The following is a 14,781-nucleotide window of genomic DNA, read 5'->3' as shown; positions in this document are numbered from 1 at the left end:
ACTCTGCTGCCTGTCCCAGCGAAATCTGTTTTGGTTTTGTCTTGGAAATTCAAGGCGATTTCACCTGGGTCGGGGTGACCGGCAGACAAGTCTTGCGGAGTATTACCATGTCCACCGTTGCAGAACGTATCAGAGACATCATCGTCCATCAGCTTGGTGCGGACCCCGCCGCAGTCGTCGATGACGCCAACTTCGCAGACGATCTTGGTGCAGATTCCCTCGAGACCGTCCAGATCGTGATGGAAATTGAAGAGGAATTCGGGGTCGAAATCCCTGATTCCGCCGCCAACACCATCCTGACTGTCGGCGACGCCATTCGTTTTATTGAAAAAAACAAAGCCTGAACCTGGCATTTCATCCAATCGTCGGGGCCCTTTGGCCGGCATTCACCCCGGCAAGACGCAGGCTCTCCGCATAGGCCATCATTAACGGCCCTACACCCTTGGCATCGTCGGAGACAACAGGCTCCGTGAGATAATATTCCGGCGTCCCATCGCGATAATTCCCCTCGAAGCCACCAAGCCCGGCGACATGCACGATACCGATCAGCCGCATCACACCTTGCTCATCAGCTTTGAGGCGCGTTTGCAAGATCGCCTGAAGGGCGCGACGACCCGCTGAAAGAGCATCGTTCGCCGCTCTCCCCTGCACGAGCTTCAGTCGCTCCGCGCGCAACAATGCATAAGCGAACATGGCAGACGCCGACGTTTCCTCATAGTTGCCCGCGAGGTGCGGTTCGTCCAGAACCTGCATCCAGAGGCCGTTGTTGGTCTGTCGCGCCACGATGCCCGCCAGAAGGTGCCGTGCCGCATCCCGAAGCGTTCGCGTTGCGTTGTCTTCCGGAAGAAGTGTCAGCGCGTCCACCAGCGCCATGGCGAGCCACCCGACCGCGCGCGCCCAGACGGCGGGTGATTTGCCGCTTTCGTTGTTGGCCCAAAGCTGGCTGCGGCTTTCATCGTACCCATGAACATAGAGGTCACCGCCGTCTTTCGTGACGGCGAGTGCGGTCGAAAACTGGCGTAAGGCATCGCCGATCAAATCCTCGCGACCTTTGGCAAGGCCGTATTCGATCTGGAAGGGAAGACCCATGTAGAGGCCGTCCAGCCAGACCTGATGCGGATAGCGCTTCTTGTGCCAATAGTTCCCCGCTCCCGTTCGGGGGTGCGTGCTGAGCTGCCCGGCCAGATGCTCTGCAGCCTTAAGGTAACGCGGATCGTTCGTTTCCGCCGAGAGTGGAAAGAGAACACGCCCGGCTAAAACGTGGTCGATATTATATTCCTGCGGATCGTAACCGGCGAGCGTTCCATCAGGCGCTATTTGTTGATCGGCAAGGCGATGAAGATGCGCATTCCAGCGACGATCTCCGGTCGCGTCATAAAGCTGCTGCAAACCACGATAGACACACCCGTCCTCGTAACACCAGCTTCCGCCCTTGTAGTGGCGGTATCGGCTCGAAAATTGGTCAAAATAGTCGATGGGATTCATTAATCGCCTCGCCGCAACTGTAAAAGCGCCGGGTGATCGCGACATCCGGCGCCCATTGATTTTTAACCGCCAATCCCGCTTCAGCGGAAAAGCGAAGGCAGCCAAAGGGAGAGCGACGGAATATAGGTCACGGCCAGCAGCACGGCGATACTCGCGCCGAAGAACGGCCAGATTGTGCGCATCGCCTCCCGTATCGATATGCCGCCGACAGCGCAGCCGACGAAGAGCACGGTTCCGACCGGTGGTGTGTTGAGACCGATACCAGCGTTCAGGATCATGACCACGCCGAAGTGGACGGGGTCTATGCCGAAGGCCTTCACGACGGGCAGAAGCACCGGCGTGGAGATGATGACCATCGGCGCCATGTCCATGAAGGTGCCGAGCAACAGCAGGATGACATTGATGACCAGCAGCACGATGATCGGATTGTCCGAAATCGCGCTGATCGCGGCAATCATCAGCGTCTGCACCTGCAGAAAGGCCATCAGCCAACCAAACGATGCGGCTGTCCCGATGACGAGCAGAACCATGGCCGTGGTACGGACCGCTCCCATCACCGCGTCCACGAAACCTTCCCAGTTGAGCTCGCGGTAGACCAGCATGGCGACGAGAAACGCATAGAGCACTGCAATGCAGGAACTTTCGGTCGCAGTGAAAACGCCTGAACGGACGCCGCCGAAGATAATGCCGATCAGGAGGATGCCCGGAAACGAGGCCAGCAGGTAATACATCAGCCTGGAGAAACCCGGGAAAGGCTCGGACGGATAACCTTTGCGCCGCGCAACGATATAGGCCGTCACCATCAGCGCCGCAGCAAGCAGGAAGCCTGGAATGATGCCGGCGGTGAAAAGATCGGCCACCGAGACGTTGCCGCCGGCCGCGATCGAGTAAAGGATCATGTTATGCGAGGGCGGGATCATCAGGGCGATGATAGCCGCGTTGACAGTGACATTGACGGCATAGTCCCTGTCATAACCGCGCTTGGCCATTTGCGGGATCATCAAGCCGCCGACAGCTGAAGCATCGGCGACGGCCGAGCCGGAGATGCCGCCGAACAGCGTCGATGCCACGATATTAACCTGGCCAAGACCACCACGCAGGTGCCCGACGAGGCCGGCGGCGAAGCGGATGAGGCGATGGGCAATACCGCCACGCACCATCAGGTCGCCTGCGAAGATGAAGAACGGGATCGCCATCATCGCAAAAACGTTCATGCCCGAATTCATCTGCTGGAAGACGACGATTGGCGGCAGGCCGAGATAAAGAACGGTGGCGAAGGAGGCGATGCCGAGGCAGAACGCAATCGGCGTGCCGATCAGCATCAGCAGCGTGAAGACGCCGAAGAGAATGGTGTAAGCCATTACGCGGCCTCCTGCACAATGACGTCAGCCGCGATGTCCTCACCGATGGCAAGGTCGACGAAACGTTCGGCAGCGAAAAGCGCGATGAGGAAACCCCCACCGATCAACGGAAAGAAGTCCGTTCCGCCCGGCCAGCCAAGAACCGGAATGGTCGCTGACCACGTGCCCATTGAAAGCGACGTGCCGTACCAGGCCATGCCGGCGCCAAAAAAGAAGATGAGCGCAAGACTGGTCATGTCCATGCCTTTCTGAACCCGGGGCGGCATCATGTAGCGCAGGATATCGAGCCCCAGATGCACGCTTTCGCGCACGCCAACGGCTGCCCCCAGCATGATGAACCATGACATCAGATGCAGCGACAGCGGCTCCGACCAGCTGGGTGAATTATTGAGAATATATCGCGCGAAAACCTGCCAGCCGACGATCAGCGTCATGGCGATCATGCCGATACCGGCAATATAGAGCGACGCGTGGCTGAGCGCGCCGAGAAGGGGGCGGATTGCCCGCATGAAATTTCGCATTGTCTGTTCCTCCCGCATCAACGGTGGCAAAAGAAAACCGGCCCTGTCTCCAAGGCCGGTTTTCCGCGCGTTACTTGACCGCTTTCACGCGTTCCAGAAGGTCTTTCATCTTCGGATCGGTCACGAACTTGTCGTAGACCGGACCCATCGCGGCCGCGAATTCCTCCTTGTTGACCTTGATGACATTGGCGCCACCGGCGCGGACCTTCTCTTCCGACGCCTTTTCGCGGGCGCTCCAGAGTTCGCGCATCTTGCCGACGGAATCCTTGGCCGCCTGGCGCAGCAGCTTCTGGTCCTCAGGCGAAAGCTTATCGTAGGAAATCTTGGAAATGACGAGGATTTCCGGATTGAGGGAATGTTCCGTCAGCGAATAGTTCTTCGCCACCTCATAATGGCGGGCGGACTCGTAAGAGGGCCAGTTGTTTTCCGCACCGTCAACGACACCGGTTTCAAGGGACGAATAGACCTCGCCCATCGGCATCGGCGTCGGGTTCGCGCCAAAGGCCTGCATCATCGAAATCCACAGATCCGATTGCTGTACGCGGATTTTGAGGCCCTTCAAATCGGCCAGTTTCTCGATGGGCTTTTTGGTGGTGTAGAAGGAGCGCGCACCGGAATCGTAAAAGGCAAGACCGATAAGGCCGTGCGGTTCGAAGGCCGCCAGAACCTCGTCACCGATCGGGCCGTCCACCGTATTGTGCATGTGCTCCGTCGAACGGAACAGGAAAGGCAGACCTAGAACCGTGGTTTCCTTCACTAGGTTGTTGAAGGGCGCAGCGTTGACTCGGTTCATGTCGATGACGCCGAAGCGGGTCTGCTCGATAGTGTCCTTCTCGCCGCCGAGCACGGAATTGTTCATCACCTGTATCTTGATGCGGCCATTGCTGCGTTCGGCCAGCAACTCGCCCATATATTTCACAGCCTCGACCGTCGGATAACCATCCGGATGAATGTCGGCCGACCGCAGAGTGATTTCCTGCGCCGCGGCGGGAACGCCTGACAGCGCGAGCCCCATCGCGACGCTTATCATGCTTGCAATCTTTTTCATGCTTTCCTCCTCCGTTGTTGATACGGCCCGGCCCCTCCAGGCCTAGCGGACCGATTTTGTGACGCCCCTCCGGGCCGGCATGCAAAGACCTTTCGCTTGAAAAGATGATGGGCCCTTCCCCAACCATCCCCGACGAAACTAAGTCGCCTCGACGGGCGACAGCTTGAACAGCGCTTCCGGGTTCTCGACCAGCGCCCGACGGCGCGCCGCCTCATCCGGCAACCAGCCGAGCGTCAGTTCCGCCAGCCGGGCATCATCGGGATAGGCCGCCGTCTCGCGCACCGAATTGTGCGGCCAGTTGGTGCCCCAGACGATGCGTTCCGGCGCATGGGCCGCAATCACCCGGGAAAAGGCCGCAACATCCGCATAGGGCCAGCTTTCCCGCGAACTTTCGTAGACGCCGGCAAATTTGAACCACAGATTGCCGCGGTCGATGAGTTTGAGAAGTGCCGCCATTTCCGGCCCATCGGTTTTGATGCCCTTGAAGAACTTGCCGTGATGATCGAACACCCAGCGGGAGCGGATTTTCTGAAGGCGCGGCAGATGGTCGAGAAGACCGTTTCCGTCGAACTGTACCGCCACCATCCAGTCGGCCGCATGCGCCCGCTCGTCCACCGCCTCCAGCTCGGAAAGGTTCACCGCGCCACCCGGCAGATCCATGATACGCGCGCCGACCGCACCCGCAGCGGTAAGCTTTTCCATCTCCTTTTCGGTCGTGCTTGCATCGATGATGACCACGGCGCGGGCTGCCTCGCCCATTTCTGCGACGCAGGCGAGCGTGTTGCCATTGTCGCGCTGATGGGCGTTGCCCTGCGTGATGATGACCCGATCTATGCCGAGCCATTGCATGAGGCGACGATAATCCTCCGGCCCCGGCAGGGCGCCCGGCGGCAACCCCGGACCACCCGGTAAGGCGGGGTAACCGGGGAGGTACATGTGCATCTGCGTATCGACCGCCCCTTTCGGGAAAGTGGGGTTCGGCGCAGTGCCGCTCAGTTTTCTGACAAGTTCGCTCATGGGTCTGGCATCCTGAATTCTGTCAATGCATCGCGGTTGATCTCGATGCCGAGACCGGGACCATCGGGAATGGCGACGATGCCGTTTACCGCCTCGAGAGGCGCATGCAGAACAGCCTGGCGGAACGGATTATGGGTGCGATCAAATTCCATGATCGGCTCGATCGGATTGACCCGCACCGGGTCCGGCGTCATCGCCGCCATGAATTGCAGCGCGGCGGCGATCTGCACGCCAGTACCCCAGACATGCGGCACGATACGCACGCCGTGCAGCGTGGCAAGCGTGGCAATCTTCTGCGTTTCTGAAAAACCGCCGCAGCCGCACAGATCAGGCTGAAGAATATCCACGGCACCGACGGAAAGCGCCTGCCACATGCCATAACGCCCATGCCACGTCTCGCCGCCCGCAACCGGGATCGGCTGACCGGCCCGCACGCGCTGATAGGCGTCGAGTTGTTCCGGGACCACCGGCTCCTCGAACCAGTCGATACCATAGTCTGCCGCACGGTTGCCAAGAGTGATCGCTTCGGAGACGGTGTAACCGTGATTGGCGTCGATCATCAGCCGCATGTCCGGCCCGATCGCCTCGCGCACCGCGGCGATGACGCTGATATCTTCCTCGATGCCGAAACCGATCTTGATCTTGCAAGCGTGGAAACCTTCCGCGCGGCGCTCTGCCATTTCGGACGCATTGTCCGAAACGCGGTCGACGCCATCGCGCTTGAAGCTGCCGGTGGCATAGGCGCGCACGCTCTCGCGCCAGCGCCCGCCGAGCAGCATTGAGATTGAAGCACCGTAGTGCTTGCCCTTGATATCCCAGAGCGCGATATCGATACCGGACAAGGCGGTGAGGCTGAGGCCGCGCTGCCCCTGATCGCGCAGGGCATTATAAAGCAAGGCCCAGATTTTTTCGGTCTGACGAGGATCCTGGCCGATGAGCCAGCCGGAATAGGCCTGAACCACGGCAGCGTTCGGCCGCGCCGGACCGAGGCATTCGCCCCAGCCGACCGTTCCGTCGTCGCACTCGATCTCCACCAGAACATGGGCGCGACGATCAAAGCGCATGGAGGCGCTTTCGAACGGCGTGTCCAGACGATGTTCGAGCAGATGCGTGCGCACCGCCGTGATCTTCATCGCTCCCCCTCCGTTATGTCTTCTCAGGTTTTCCGCTTGTGCGTGCCAATCAGGGCTTCGAGCATGCCGATTTCCTCATTTGTCAGATCCTTCAGCGGCGCACGCACCGGACCGGCATCAAAGCCTTGCAGGCGAACACCGGCCTTGATGGCGGAGACAGCATAACCCTTGGCGCGGTTGCGGATCGCCATGAACGGATAGAAGAAATCGACAAGAATGCGCTCGCAGGTAGCGCGCTCTCCGGCGCGCAACGCCGCGTAGAATTCGTTGGCAAGGCCGGGAACGAAGTTGAAGACGGCCGAAGAATAGGTGGTGAAACCGGCGCCGAGATAGGCTTCGGCAAACAGTTCCGCCGTCGGCATGCCACCAAGATACATCAGGCGGTCGCCCATCTTGGCGGTGATCTGGCGCACGAGGCCGATATCGCCGGTGCCATCCTTGAAGCCGACGAGGTTCGAGCATTCGTCGCAAAGACGCGCCAGCGTATCCGCCTGCAGCACGGAATTGTCACGGTTATAAACCATCACGCCGATGCCGACCGACTGACAGACCTTCTTGATGTGCGCGTAAAGCCCTTCCTGCGGCGCATCGATGAGGTAATGCGGCAGAAGCAGGATGCCATCGGCACCGACCTTTTCGACGGAGCGCGCGATATCGACCGCAATCTCAGTGCCGTAACCGCAACCGGAAACGATGGCGGTTTCGCCGGCGACCTCCTTGGCGGCGGAAACGATGGTCGGAATCTCATCCGGCTTCAGCGAAAAGAACTCGCCTGTGCCGCCGGCGGCAAACAGCACCGGCGCCTTGTAACCGGCGAGCCACTCCACATGCGCCCTGTAGCTATCGGCAGCGAAACGACCGTCCGCATCGAAATGGGTGACCGGGAAGGACAGGAGGCCGGAGCCCAGCGCTTTCTTGATCTGTTCAGGGTTCATGGCCGGAATTCCTCTGCGACATCTTGGATTGAAATCACCTAAACCGCTCCGCCTCGCTTTGTCAATAATTCATCATACAACTTGTAAGATGAATTTCCGGGCATCAGCGCGCCAACCAGCCACCATCGACATTGAGAATGGCGCCATGGACATAATCGGCAGCGGGCGAGGCCAGAAAAACGGCGGCGCCGGCAATATCGTCAGACCGGCCCCATCGCCCGGCCGGGATGCGTTCCAGAATAGCCCTGTTGCGAGCAACATCGGCCCGCAGCGCCTCAGTGTTGTTCGTTTCCATGTAACCCGGGGCGATCGCGTTGACGTTTATGCCCTTGGCCGCCCATTCATTCGCGAGGAGCTTGGTGAGGCCGGCAACGCCATGTTTCGCCGCTGTATAGGACGGCACGCGGATGCCGCCCTGGAAGGAGAGGAGCGAGGCGATATTGACCACCTTGCCGGAGCGCCTTTTTGCCAGCAATTCCTTCGCAAAGGCCTGCGTGGTGAAGAACAGCGCCTTGAGATTGACGTCCATCACCTCGTCCCAGTCGAGCTCGGAAAACTCGACGGAATCGGCGCGGCGGATGATGCCGGCATTGTTGACGAGAATATCGAAACCGGCGTCAGTGAAACTGTCCTTCGCCGCCAGCGGATCGGAAAAATCGAGAAGCAGCGAACTCGCCTTACCACCATCTTTTGCGATGATATCAAGGGTTTCGTCCGGCGCACGGCGGGCGGCGCAGACCACTTCTGCACCGGCGGCGGCGAGGCCTATCGCAATCGCCTGGCCAAGCCCCGTATTCGCGCCCGTCACGAGCGCCTTACGCCCTTCAAGCGAAAAGGGGTTCCTCATTTCATATCCCCCGGCTGGATGAAGTCCATATCTGTGTAGTCGACGTTGTCACCCGCCATTGCCCAGATAAAGGTGTAGGAACCGATCCCTGCACCGGAATGGATCGACCAGGGCGGCGAGATCGCACCTTCTTCATTCGAAATGAACAGGTGCCGGGTTTCCTGCGGCTCGCCCATCAAATGCAATACGCGCGACGTTTCATCCATGCCAAAATAAAGATAGGCCTCCATGCGGCGGTCATGGATGTGTGAGGGTATGGTGTTCCAGACAGACCCCTCCTCCAGCGTCGTATAGCCCAGAACAAGCTGGCAGCTTTCCATGACGAGCGGATGGATGAACTGGTTGATGGTGCGCTTGTTGGAGGTCTCGGTCGCACCGAGCTTGACCTCCTTACTATCGGCAAGGCTGACGAGTTTTGCCGGGAGACTGCGATGCGCCGGGCATGACGTGATGTAGAACCGGCCCGCGCCATTAAAGGTCACCGCACCGCTGCCCGCACCGAGATAAAGCACGTCGCCGCGATTGAGCGAATAGGTCTCGCCACCGGCGCTAACCGTGCCAGCGTCACCAATATTGACAATGCCCATCTCCCGCCGGTCGAGGAAGGACGGCGTTTTTGTCTCCTCGACCTTGTCCAGCGTCAGCGGCGCGCCATCCGGCACCGCACCGCCCATCACGAAGCGGTCGTAATGGGTGTAGATGAGCCGGATCTCACCGGGCCGGAACATATCGCTCGCAAGGAAATGGCGGCGGAGCCCGTCGGTATCCAGCGTTTTAGCATAGTCCGGATTCACAGCCTGTCTGGTCTCGACGGTCAGCATCCAACCTCTCCCTCATCATTGTTGCGTCATGCACATATTATATGTTACGCGATTTGTGGATTATATGTATGATAACGTCAAGGGCTCGTATTCTTTCAAGTGCAAAGGACGCGCAAGCCGAAACGGGGAGTGGTAATGAAACGGCTTCTCATCACGGGTGGGGCGGGGCAACTGGGTCGCGTGATGCGCAAACGTCTCGCACCTATGGCCGAAACTCTGCGCATCGCCGACATCGCCCCGCTCGATCCGCCAGGACCGCGCGAAGAATGCCTTCAATGCGATCTCGCGGATGCTAACGCTGTCAACGCTATGGTCGCCGGTTGCGACGGTATCGTTCATCTCGGCGGCATTTCTGTCGAGCGTCCGTTCGATCAGATTCTTCAGGGCAACATCATCGGGCTTTATAACCTTTACGAGGCCGCACGCGCCCATGGAGCGCCGCGCATCGTCTTTGCCAGCTCGAACCATACGATTGGTTATTACCCGCAGACAGAACGGCTCGGCCCCGATGTTCCCTTCCGCCCAGACGGGCTTTATGGCGTCTCCAAATGTTTCGGCGAAAACCTCGCCCGGATGTATTTCGAGAAATTCGGCCAGGAGACGGCGCTGGTCCGTATCGGCTCCTGCACGCCGCAGCCGGAGAATATCCGCATGTTATCGACCTGGTTCTCCCAGGATGATTTCGTATCCCTGATCGAGGCCGTGTTTCGTGCCCCGGTGCTTGGCTGTCCGATCATCTGGGGCGCTTCGGCGAACGACGCCGGCTGGTGGGACAATTCACATCTCGGGTTCCTCGGCTGGAAACCGAAGGATAACGCCGAAAACTTCCGACACCATATTATGGAGACCACACCCAAGCCGGATCCGACTGATTCGCTGGTCCGCTTCCAGGGCGGCGTTTTTGTCGACAATCCGATCCTCAAGGAGGATTGAAGACCATGTGCGGCGGTCTGGCCGCGGCGGCGGGATTGCGTGCCGGGCCGGGAATGACGTATCCAGAAACGGCAGACGTAAACGACATTTTCGAGAACGGCGAACAGAGATGACAAAAGCATCAACCTCCGAGCAGGCGGCTCCACAGGGTAGAACTCTTGTGGTGAAGGTTTCGGAGGAACTGCGAGTCCAGATCGCCAAAGGCCGCTACAAAACGGGCGACCGCCTGCCATCCGAAGCGCAGATGACGCAGGAGTTTGGTGTCAGTCGCACGGTGGTTCGCGAGGCTATCGCTTCGCTGCGATCCGATGGCCTCGTCGAACCCCGTCAGGGTGCCGGGGTCTTCGTGCTGGAGCCGGCGCCAGCTGAGCGACGACCTTTCCACAATGTCGATCTTGCCCGCGTTTCTTCCCTTATCGAAATGCTCGAACTGCGCACCGCCGTGGAAGGCGATGCGGCCGGGCTCGCTGCCCTTCGTCGGTCTCCCGCGCAGGAAGAAAAGATCATCGAAGCCTTTGATGCCTTTCGCGCAAGTGCGGCAAAGGGAATGCCGACCGCCGAGGCTGATTTTGCCTTCCACATCGCTGTCGCGGAAGCGACCAACAATCCCCGCTTCAGCGAATTTCTGCAGGTGCTTGGCCCCACCCTCATTCCGCGCAGGGCCGTTGCTGAAAACGGCGCGGAAAACGTTCTTCCACCCTCCGAACTCGAGCGCCTGGTCGGTGAACACGAGGCGATCCTGATCGCCATCCAGGATGGCGATGAGGAGGCCGCACGAAGCGCCATGCGCCATCACCTGAAGAGCAGTCAGACGCGTTACCGCGCCATGTTGCGCGCACCACGCTGAAAAACATTGCAAGCCTGAGGAGAAAACCCATGCAGAAGCTTCCGACATTCCCCACCGTTTCGCCCGACGACGGCGTGGAGCGGACCGTGCTTTCCGAAGCGCCGGAGCTGATGGTCGTATCCTTCCGCTTCAAGACCGGTGCCGAAGGAAAGCTGCACAGCCATCCGCATGTGCAATCGACCTACGTCGCCAGCGGCAGCTTTCGCTTTTACCGCGATGGCGAGGCCTATGATCTGCAGAAGGGCGACAGCCTGGTCGTTCCCGGGCACATAGAACACGGTTGCCTGTGTCTGGAAGAGGGCGAGCTGATCGACTGCTTTACGCCGCGCCGCGACGATTTCCTCTGAACCGGTACTCAGCCTCTGGATAAATCCCTGAGAGTGCGTGGCAGGTTGTTCATGCATTCTGCGCCTGTCGATGTGACGAGGAACTGATCCTCGATCATCAGCGCCCCCAGCCCCTCACCATAAAACGGCGCTTCGAGCGCAACCACCATTCCCGGAAGAATGATTTCCGCATTGTCATGGGAAAAGAACGGCCATTCCTCGATACCGACACCGCCGCCAACGGAATGGCCAAAATGGCCGCGATAATATTCACTGAAGCCGTCCCGGCGCATGGAGGCGAGCATCGCAGCGTGAACCGCACCAAAGCTATTGCCGGGGCGGAGCGCCTCCAGCCCGCAGGCGAAGGCCGCTTCCAGCGCCTTGAAGATATCCCCCGCCAAGGGTGAGACCGGGCCCCATGAGAAGGTTCTTGCGCCATCTGAGGAATAGCCGTCGACCAGTGTGCCGACATCGGCCTTGATCAATGCCCCCGGCCTTACCACAGCCGCCATATGCGACAGGGCCGGTCCGACCGATATGTAATCCCAATGTCCGCTGAGCGAAAAACCTGATGTCGCGGCATGCGCCTGCGCGCCGGTCTTCCAGGCGGCTGAAAGCCGGCCGAGCGCCGCTCCCGGACTGACGACTGCCGCCATCGCGACCAACCCTGCCTCGGCAGCGGCCGCAGCCTGCCTCAGAAGCGTGATTTCCCGTTCCGATTTCACTGCCTTCAGCCGTTTCAGCACCGTCGAACCGTCGATCCAGTCCACGCCAGGCAAGGCCTGACGCAGCGCCAGGAAATCGGCCGCGGGCATGAATTCGAGGTCGGCACCGATGCGGGCCGATGATAAACCGCGCTCCCGCAATAAATCCGCGAGAAGGTTGAAACAGGCGGCGCGGTCAAATGTCTCCGGCCGCGGCCCGCCCGTATCGGTGCGGCGATAGGCGTCATCCACTTGGCGCACGGTTTCGGCACCGGAAAGAACAACCATATCGATCCAGATACGATGCCAACGCAGGTCGACATCAGGCGCAGCGCGCCGAACGAGCGGCACGGCATGATCGCTGACGATGGCGGCAAGCTCCGCTCCGGCGCCGGCCGGAACGAGCGCAATCGCCGAACCCGCCCTGCCCACATGGTCGCAACACCGGCGTGAGCGCCCACCGCATATAGGAAAGCTTCAGGCTGGAACAGCACCAGCGCGTCGATCTCCGCTTCCCGCATCAGCTGCTGCGCGCGGCCTCGGTCGATATCACTCATGGGAACTCCGGTGGTTGTTTGGCGGCAGGTTTGTGAACCTTCGCTTTAGCAGTCACCGGGAGAGGAAAGAAGGTGGAAGATGACATCTCGACCCCAACGGTCGTCAATTGGAGCGAGCGCATGCCACTTGTTTCTTCTCCCCGCCGGGGAGAAGAAATATGCCGCACCGCCTTCCCTATCTCATAGAGGCGGCGGATAATTCTGCCGCCCCATCGTCTTTCAAGCCTCCAGCCACTTCACCTGCTCATCCGTCAGCGCAAGATTCAGCGCCGAAAGACTGTCTTCCAGTTCCGCAATCGTGCGCGGCCCGATCAGCGGGATGACCGGGAAAGGCTGGGCGATGACATAGGCAAGCGCGATATGGATCGGGTGACGCCCGAGTTTCTGCGCCAGTTCGATCGCCCGGTCGCGGCGGACGAAATTGCGGTCGGAATACCAGACGCGGACGATTTCCTCGTCATCGTGTTTGTCCCGCCCTGCCCGGTCGGTGAAGAAACCGCGCCCCTGGCTGGACCAGGCAAAATTCGGGATCTGGCGGGATTTCAGCCATGACTTCCACTCATCATCAGATGCCGCCACGCAGCCCGCCCAGATGGGATCGAGCATTTCGGCGAGCGAGAAATTGTTGGAAAGCGCGCCAGGAGCCTGCTTGCCGTTCTTCTGGGCATAGGCGGCCGCCTCATCCATCCGCTCGCGCGTCCAGTTCGAGCCACCGAAAATGCCGCGAATGCGCCCGCGCCGGACTTCGGCATCCATGGCGTCGACAAATTCGGCGACCGGAATATCGAGATTATCGCGGTGCATGAAATAGGCATCGACATACTCCGTTTTGAGCCGTTCCAGCGACTGATCGAGCTGCTTGGCGATCATATCGGGATAGCAGAGGGGCGAATGCGCGCCCTTGCCAATCAGCACGATCTCTTCGCGTGGCACGTTGCGGCTGGTGTGCCAGTCACCGAAAATCGCCTCGGTCTTGCCGCCACCATAAACATAGGCCGTATCGAAGAGATTGCCGCCTGCCTCGTAAAACGCATCGAGCGTCAGGGATGCGGAAGCGAAATTGGGGAAGAACTCGAAACCGAGCGCGACCACGGAAGTGGGCTTGGCAAGGCCCGGTACCTGCCGCTTGGGAACCGCATTTCCGGCCGTGACCTTACCACCGGCGATATTTCCGACGCGCGACGTCGCCTTTTCGACGCTGTATTCCAGCCCGACGGAAGCCCGCCACTGGTCCATGACACGCAGATTGCCAAGGCTGTCGGCCCAGGTCATGCCGGGTGCCGCGAATTCATGTCTGCCCTGCCGAATTGCCTCACCGGCCGCATCGACTTCGAAGGAATAAAGCCAGCGATCCTCGGGCAACTCGATGGTTTCGACCTTGTCACCCTTGACGATATCGATCCGTCCGGTGCCACCCTTGTGGCCGGCGGCAAACCAGAAATCCTTGACCTCGATGCGCCCTTCCGAGCCGATGATGCGCAATACATTGTCCTGCGCCGCCATGATCGAGCAAGAGACTTCGGCGACAATGCCGTTTGCAAATTTCAGCACGGCGGAGGCCCATTCATCGACGCCCGACTGGCCGAGATGCGCCGCCCCCGCCACCTTTTCCGGTTCTTCAAAGGGTTTTCCGTCTACGGTACCTGCAATCATCCGCACCATCGAAACCGGATAACCACCGACATCGAGAATGCCGCCGCCCGCGGTTTCATTGGCAAAAAGTCGGTGATCAGCCCTGAATGAGCCCATGTTGAAACCGAAGCTGGAGCGGATGATACGGATATCGCCGACGGCACGGGCTTTCACCAGTTCCAGCAATTTCGCCGTCTGCGGATGCAGGCGGTACATATAGGCCTCGCCGGCGAAGACGCCGGCCTTTTTCGCCTCGTGAAAAATGGCGTCGGCATCATAGGCGGAAAGCGCGATGGGTTTTTCCACGAGCACGTGTCTGCCGGCCCGGACCGCCTTGATCGCCCATTCAGCATGGCCCGTATGGGGTGTGGCGATATAGACGGCATCGATATCGGGATCGGCAAGCAGCGCGTCGTACCCATGGATAATGCGCGCGCCGGCAAAAGCTTCGGCAAGGCCGGGCTTGTCCGGATTGCGGGTGGCGATGGCCTCTAACCTGCCGGTGCGGGAATTGGCGATACCGTCAGCAAAGGTTCTGGCGATGGTGCCCGGGCCGATGATGCCCCAGCGGATCGGTTGTACGGTCGTCATGAAATCCTCGTCCTTCATATCAG

At 59.9% G+C, this 14,781-nt stretch carries 14 protein-coding genes and 1 pseudogene; 4 read left to right on the top strand and 11 right to left on the bottom strand.

The window, feature by feature from the left end; genetic code table 11:
- Window positions 1–107: 107 nt before the first annotated feature.
- Window positions 108–344, top strand: coding sequence for an acyl carrier protein (locus tag FS804_RS16905; RefSeq protein ID WP_144577945.1), 237 nt, complete (start codon window positions 108–110; stop codon window positions 342–344).
- A 10-nt stretch (window positions 345–354) separates the two neighbouring features.
- Here the strand turns inward: FS804_RS16905 and FS804_RS16900 are convergent, their stop codons facing one another.
- The 9 genes from FS804_RS16900 to kduI all read right to left on the bottom strand — a co-directional run bounded on the left by FS804_RS16900 (window position 355) and on the right by kduI (window position 9,168).
- Window positions 355–1,485 (bottom strand): glycoside hydrolase family 105 protein, encoded by a 1,131-nt coding sequence (locus FS804_RS16900; RefSeq protein WP_144577943.1) that lies wholly within the window; start codon window positions 1,483–1,485, stop codon window positions 355–357.
- Between the two features lie 80 nt (window positions 1,486–1,565).
- Entirely contained in the window at window positions 1,566–2,846 is a 1,281-nt protein-coding gene (locus FS804_RS16895; protein WP_144577941.1) for a TRAP transporter large permease, read from the bottom strand.
- Entirely contained in the window at window positions 2,846–3,367 is a 522-nt protein-coding gene (locus tag FS804_RS16890; protein WP_144577939.1) for a TRAP transporter small permease, read from the bottom strand. Before FS804_RS16890 ends, FS804_RS16895 begins: the two co-directional genes overlap by 1 nt.
- Before the next feature lie 70 nt (window positions 3,368–3,437).
- Entirely contained in the window at window positions 3,438–4,415 is a 978-nt protein-coding gene (locus tag FS804_RS16885) for a TRAP transporter substrate-binding protein (protein ID WP_144577937.1), read from the bottom strand.
- 138 nt (window positions 4,416–4,553) lie between these two features.
- Window positions 4,554–5,432: a D-galactarolactone isomerase gene (locus tag FS804_RS16880; protein WP_144577935.1), complete on the bottom strand. Its 879-nt coding sequence runs from the start codon at window positions 5,430–5,432 to the stop codon at window positions 4,554–4,556.
- On the bottom strand, window positions 5,429–6,565 hold the full coding sequence (locus tag FS804_RS16875; RefSeq protein ID WP_144577933.1) for a D-galactarolactone cycloisomerase: 1,137 nt from the start codon (window positions 6,563–6,565) through the stop codon (window positions 5,429–5,431). The genes FS804_RS16880 and FS804_RS16875 overlap by 4 nt, the downstream gene beginning before the upstream one ends.
- A 23-nt stretch (window positions 6,566–6,588) precedes the next feature.
- Window positions 6,589–7,500: a 5-dehydro-4-deoxyglucarate dehydratase gene (gene kdgD, locus FS804_RS16870; protein WP_144577931.1), complete on the bottom strand. Its 912-nt coding sequence runs from the start codon at window positions 7,498–7,500 to the stop codon at window positions 6,589–6,591.
- Between the two features lie 103 nt (window positions 7,501–7,603).
- Window positions 7,604–8,347 carry a 2-dehydro-3-deoxy-D-gluconate 5-dehydrogenase KduD gene (gene kduD, locus FS804_RS16865; protein ID WP_144577929.1) on the bottom strand — a complete coding sequence of 248 codons (744 nt, stop codon included), beginning with the start codon at window positions 8,345–8,347 and terminating at the stop codon, window positions 7,604–7,606.
- Window positions 8,344–9,168, bottom strand: a complete 825-nt coding sequence (gene kduI, locus FS804_RS16860) for a 5-dehydro-4-deoxy-D-glucuronate isomerase (RefSeq protein ID WP_144577927.1) — start codon at window positions 9,166–9,168, stop codon at window positions 8,344–8,346. Before kduI ends, kduD begins: the two co-directional genes overlap by 4 nt.
- A gap of 135 nt (window positions 9,169–9,303) precedes the next feature.
- Between kduI and FS804_RS16855 the strand changes: the two genes are divergently transcribed.
- The 3 genes from FS804_RS16855 to FS804_RS16845 all read left to right on the top strand — a co-directional run bounded on the left by FS804_RS16855 (window position 9,304) and on the right by FS804_RS16845 (window position 11,295).
- Complete coding sequence (locus tag FS804_RS16855) at window positions 9,304–10,101, top strand: NAD(P)-dependent oxidoreductase (protein ID WP_144577925.1); 798 nt, start codon at window positions 9,304–9,306, stop codon at window positions 10,099–10,101.
- A 109-nt stretch (window positions 10,102–10,210) separates the two neighbouring features.
- On the top strand, window positions 10,211–10,948 hold the full coding sequence (locus FS804_RS16850; protein WP_144577923.1) for a FadR/GntR family transcriptional regulator: 738 nt from the start codon (window positions 10,211–10,213) through the stop codon (window positions 10,946–10,948).
- 29 nt (window positions 10,949–10,977) lie between these two features.
- On the top strand, window positions 10,978–11,295 hold the full coding sequence (locus FS804_RS16845) for a cupin domain-containing protein (RefSeq protein ID WP_063949921.1): 318 nt from the start codon (window positions 10,978–10,980) through the stop codon (window positions 11,293–11,295).
- Window positions 11,296–11,303: 8 nt separating this feature from the next.
- Here FS804_RS16845 and FS804_RS16840 read toward each other — a convergent pair.
- Together FS804_RS16840 and FS804_RS16835 are read right to left on the bottom strand one after the other, a co-directional pair.
- Window positions 11,304–12,535, bottom strand: a pseudogene (locus tag FS804_RS16840) (M24 family metallopeptidase).
- Window positions 12,536–12,754: 219 nt separating this feature from the next.
- Window positions 12,755–14,758 (bottom strand): aldo/keto reductase, encoded by a 2,004-nt coding sequence (locus FS804_RS16835; protein ID WP_144577921.1) that lies wholly within the window; start codon window positions 14,756–14,758, stop codon window positions 12,755–12,757.
- Window positions 14,759–14,781 lie beyond the last annotated feature (23 nt).

The sequence above is a fragment of the Agrobacterium sp. DE0009 genome, assembly GCF_007680755.1.
Taxonomy (GTDB): domain Bacteria; phylum Pseudomonadota; class Alphaproteobacteria; order Rhizobiales; family Rhizobiaceae; genus Agrobacterium; species Agrobacterium tumefaciens_B.
This window is presented reverse-complemented; position numbering and strand designations above follow the sequence as displayed.

Bases quoted from the DNA above. Each gene is read 5' to 3' on its own strand.
- FS804_RS16905 (WP_144577945.1), top strand. From the start codon at position 108: ATGTCCACCGTTGCAGAACGTATCAGAGACATCATCGTCCATCAGCTT.
- FS804_RS16900 (WP_144577943.1), bottom strand. From the start codon at position 1,485: ATGAATCCCATCGACTATTTTGACCAATTTTCGAGCCGATACCGCCAC.
- FS804_RS16895 (WP_144577941.1), bottom strand. From the start codon at position 2,846: ATGGCTTACACCATTCTCTTCGGCGTCTTCACGCTGCTGATGCTGATC.
- FS804_RS16890 (WP_144577939.1), bottom strand. From the start codon at position 3,367: ATGCGAAATTTCATGCGGGCAATCCGCCCCCTTCTCGGCGCGCTCAGC.
- FS804_RS16885 (WP_144577937.1), bottom strand. From the start codon at position 4,415: ATGAAAAAGATTGCAAGCATGATAAGCGTCGCGATGGGGCTCGCGCTG.
- FS804_RS16880 (WP_144577935.1), bottom strand. From the start codon at position 5,432: ATGAGCGAACTTGTCAGAAAACTGAGCGGCACTGCGCCGAACCCCACT.
- FS804_RS16875 (WP_144577933.1), bottom strand. From the start codon at position 6,565: ATGAAGATCACGGCGGTGCGCACGCATCTGCTCGAACATCGTCTGGAC.
- kdgD (WP_144577931.1), bottom strand. From the start codon at position 7,500: ATGAACCCTGAACAGATCAAGAAAGCGCTGGGCTCCGGCCTCCTGTCC.
- kduD (WP_144577929.1), bottom strand. From the start codon at position 8,347: ATGAGGAACCCCTTTTCGCTTGAAGGGCGTAAGGCGCTCGTGACGGGC.
- kduI (WP_144577927.1), bottom strand. From the start codon at position 9,168: ATGCTGACCGTCGAGACCAGACAGGCTGTGAATCCGGACTATGCTAAA.
- FS804_RS16855 (WP_144577925.1), top strand. From the start codon at position 9,304: ATGAAACGGCTTCTCATCACGGGTGGGGCGGGGCAACTGGGTCGCGTG.
- FS804_RS16850 (WP_144577923.1), top strand. From the start codon at position 10,211: ATGACAAAAGCATCAACCTCCGAGCAGGCGGCTCCACAGGGTAGAACT.
- FS804_RS16845 (WP_063949921.1), top strand. From the start codon at position 10,978: ATGCAGAAGCTTCCGACATTCCCCACCGTTTCGCCCGACGACGGCGTG.
- FS804_RS16835 (WP_144577921.1), bottom strand. From the start codon at position 14,758: ATGACGACCGTACAACCGATCCGCTGGGGCATCATCGGCCCGGGCACC.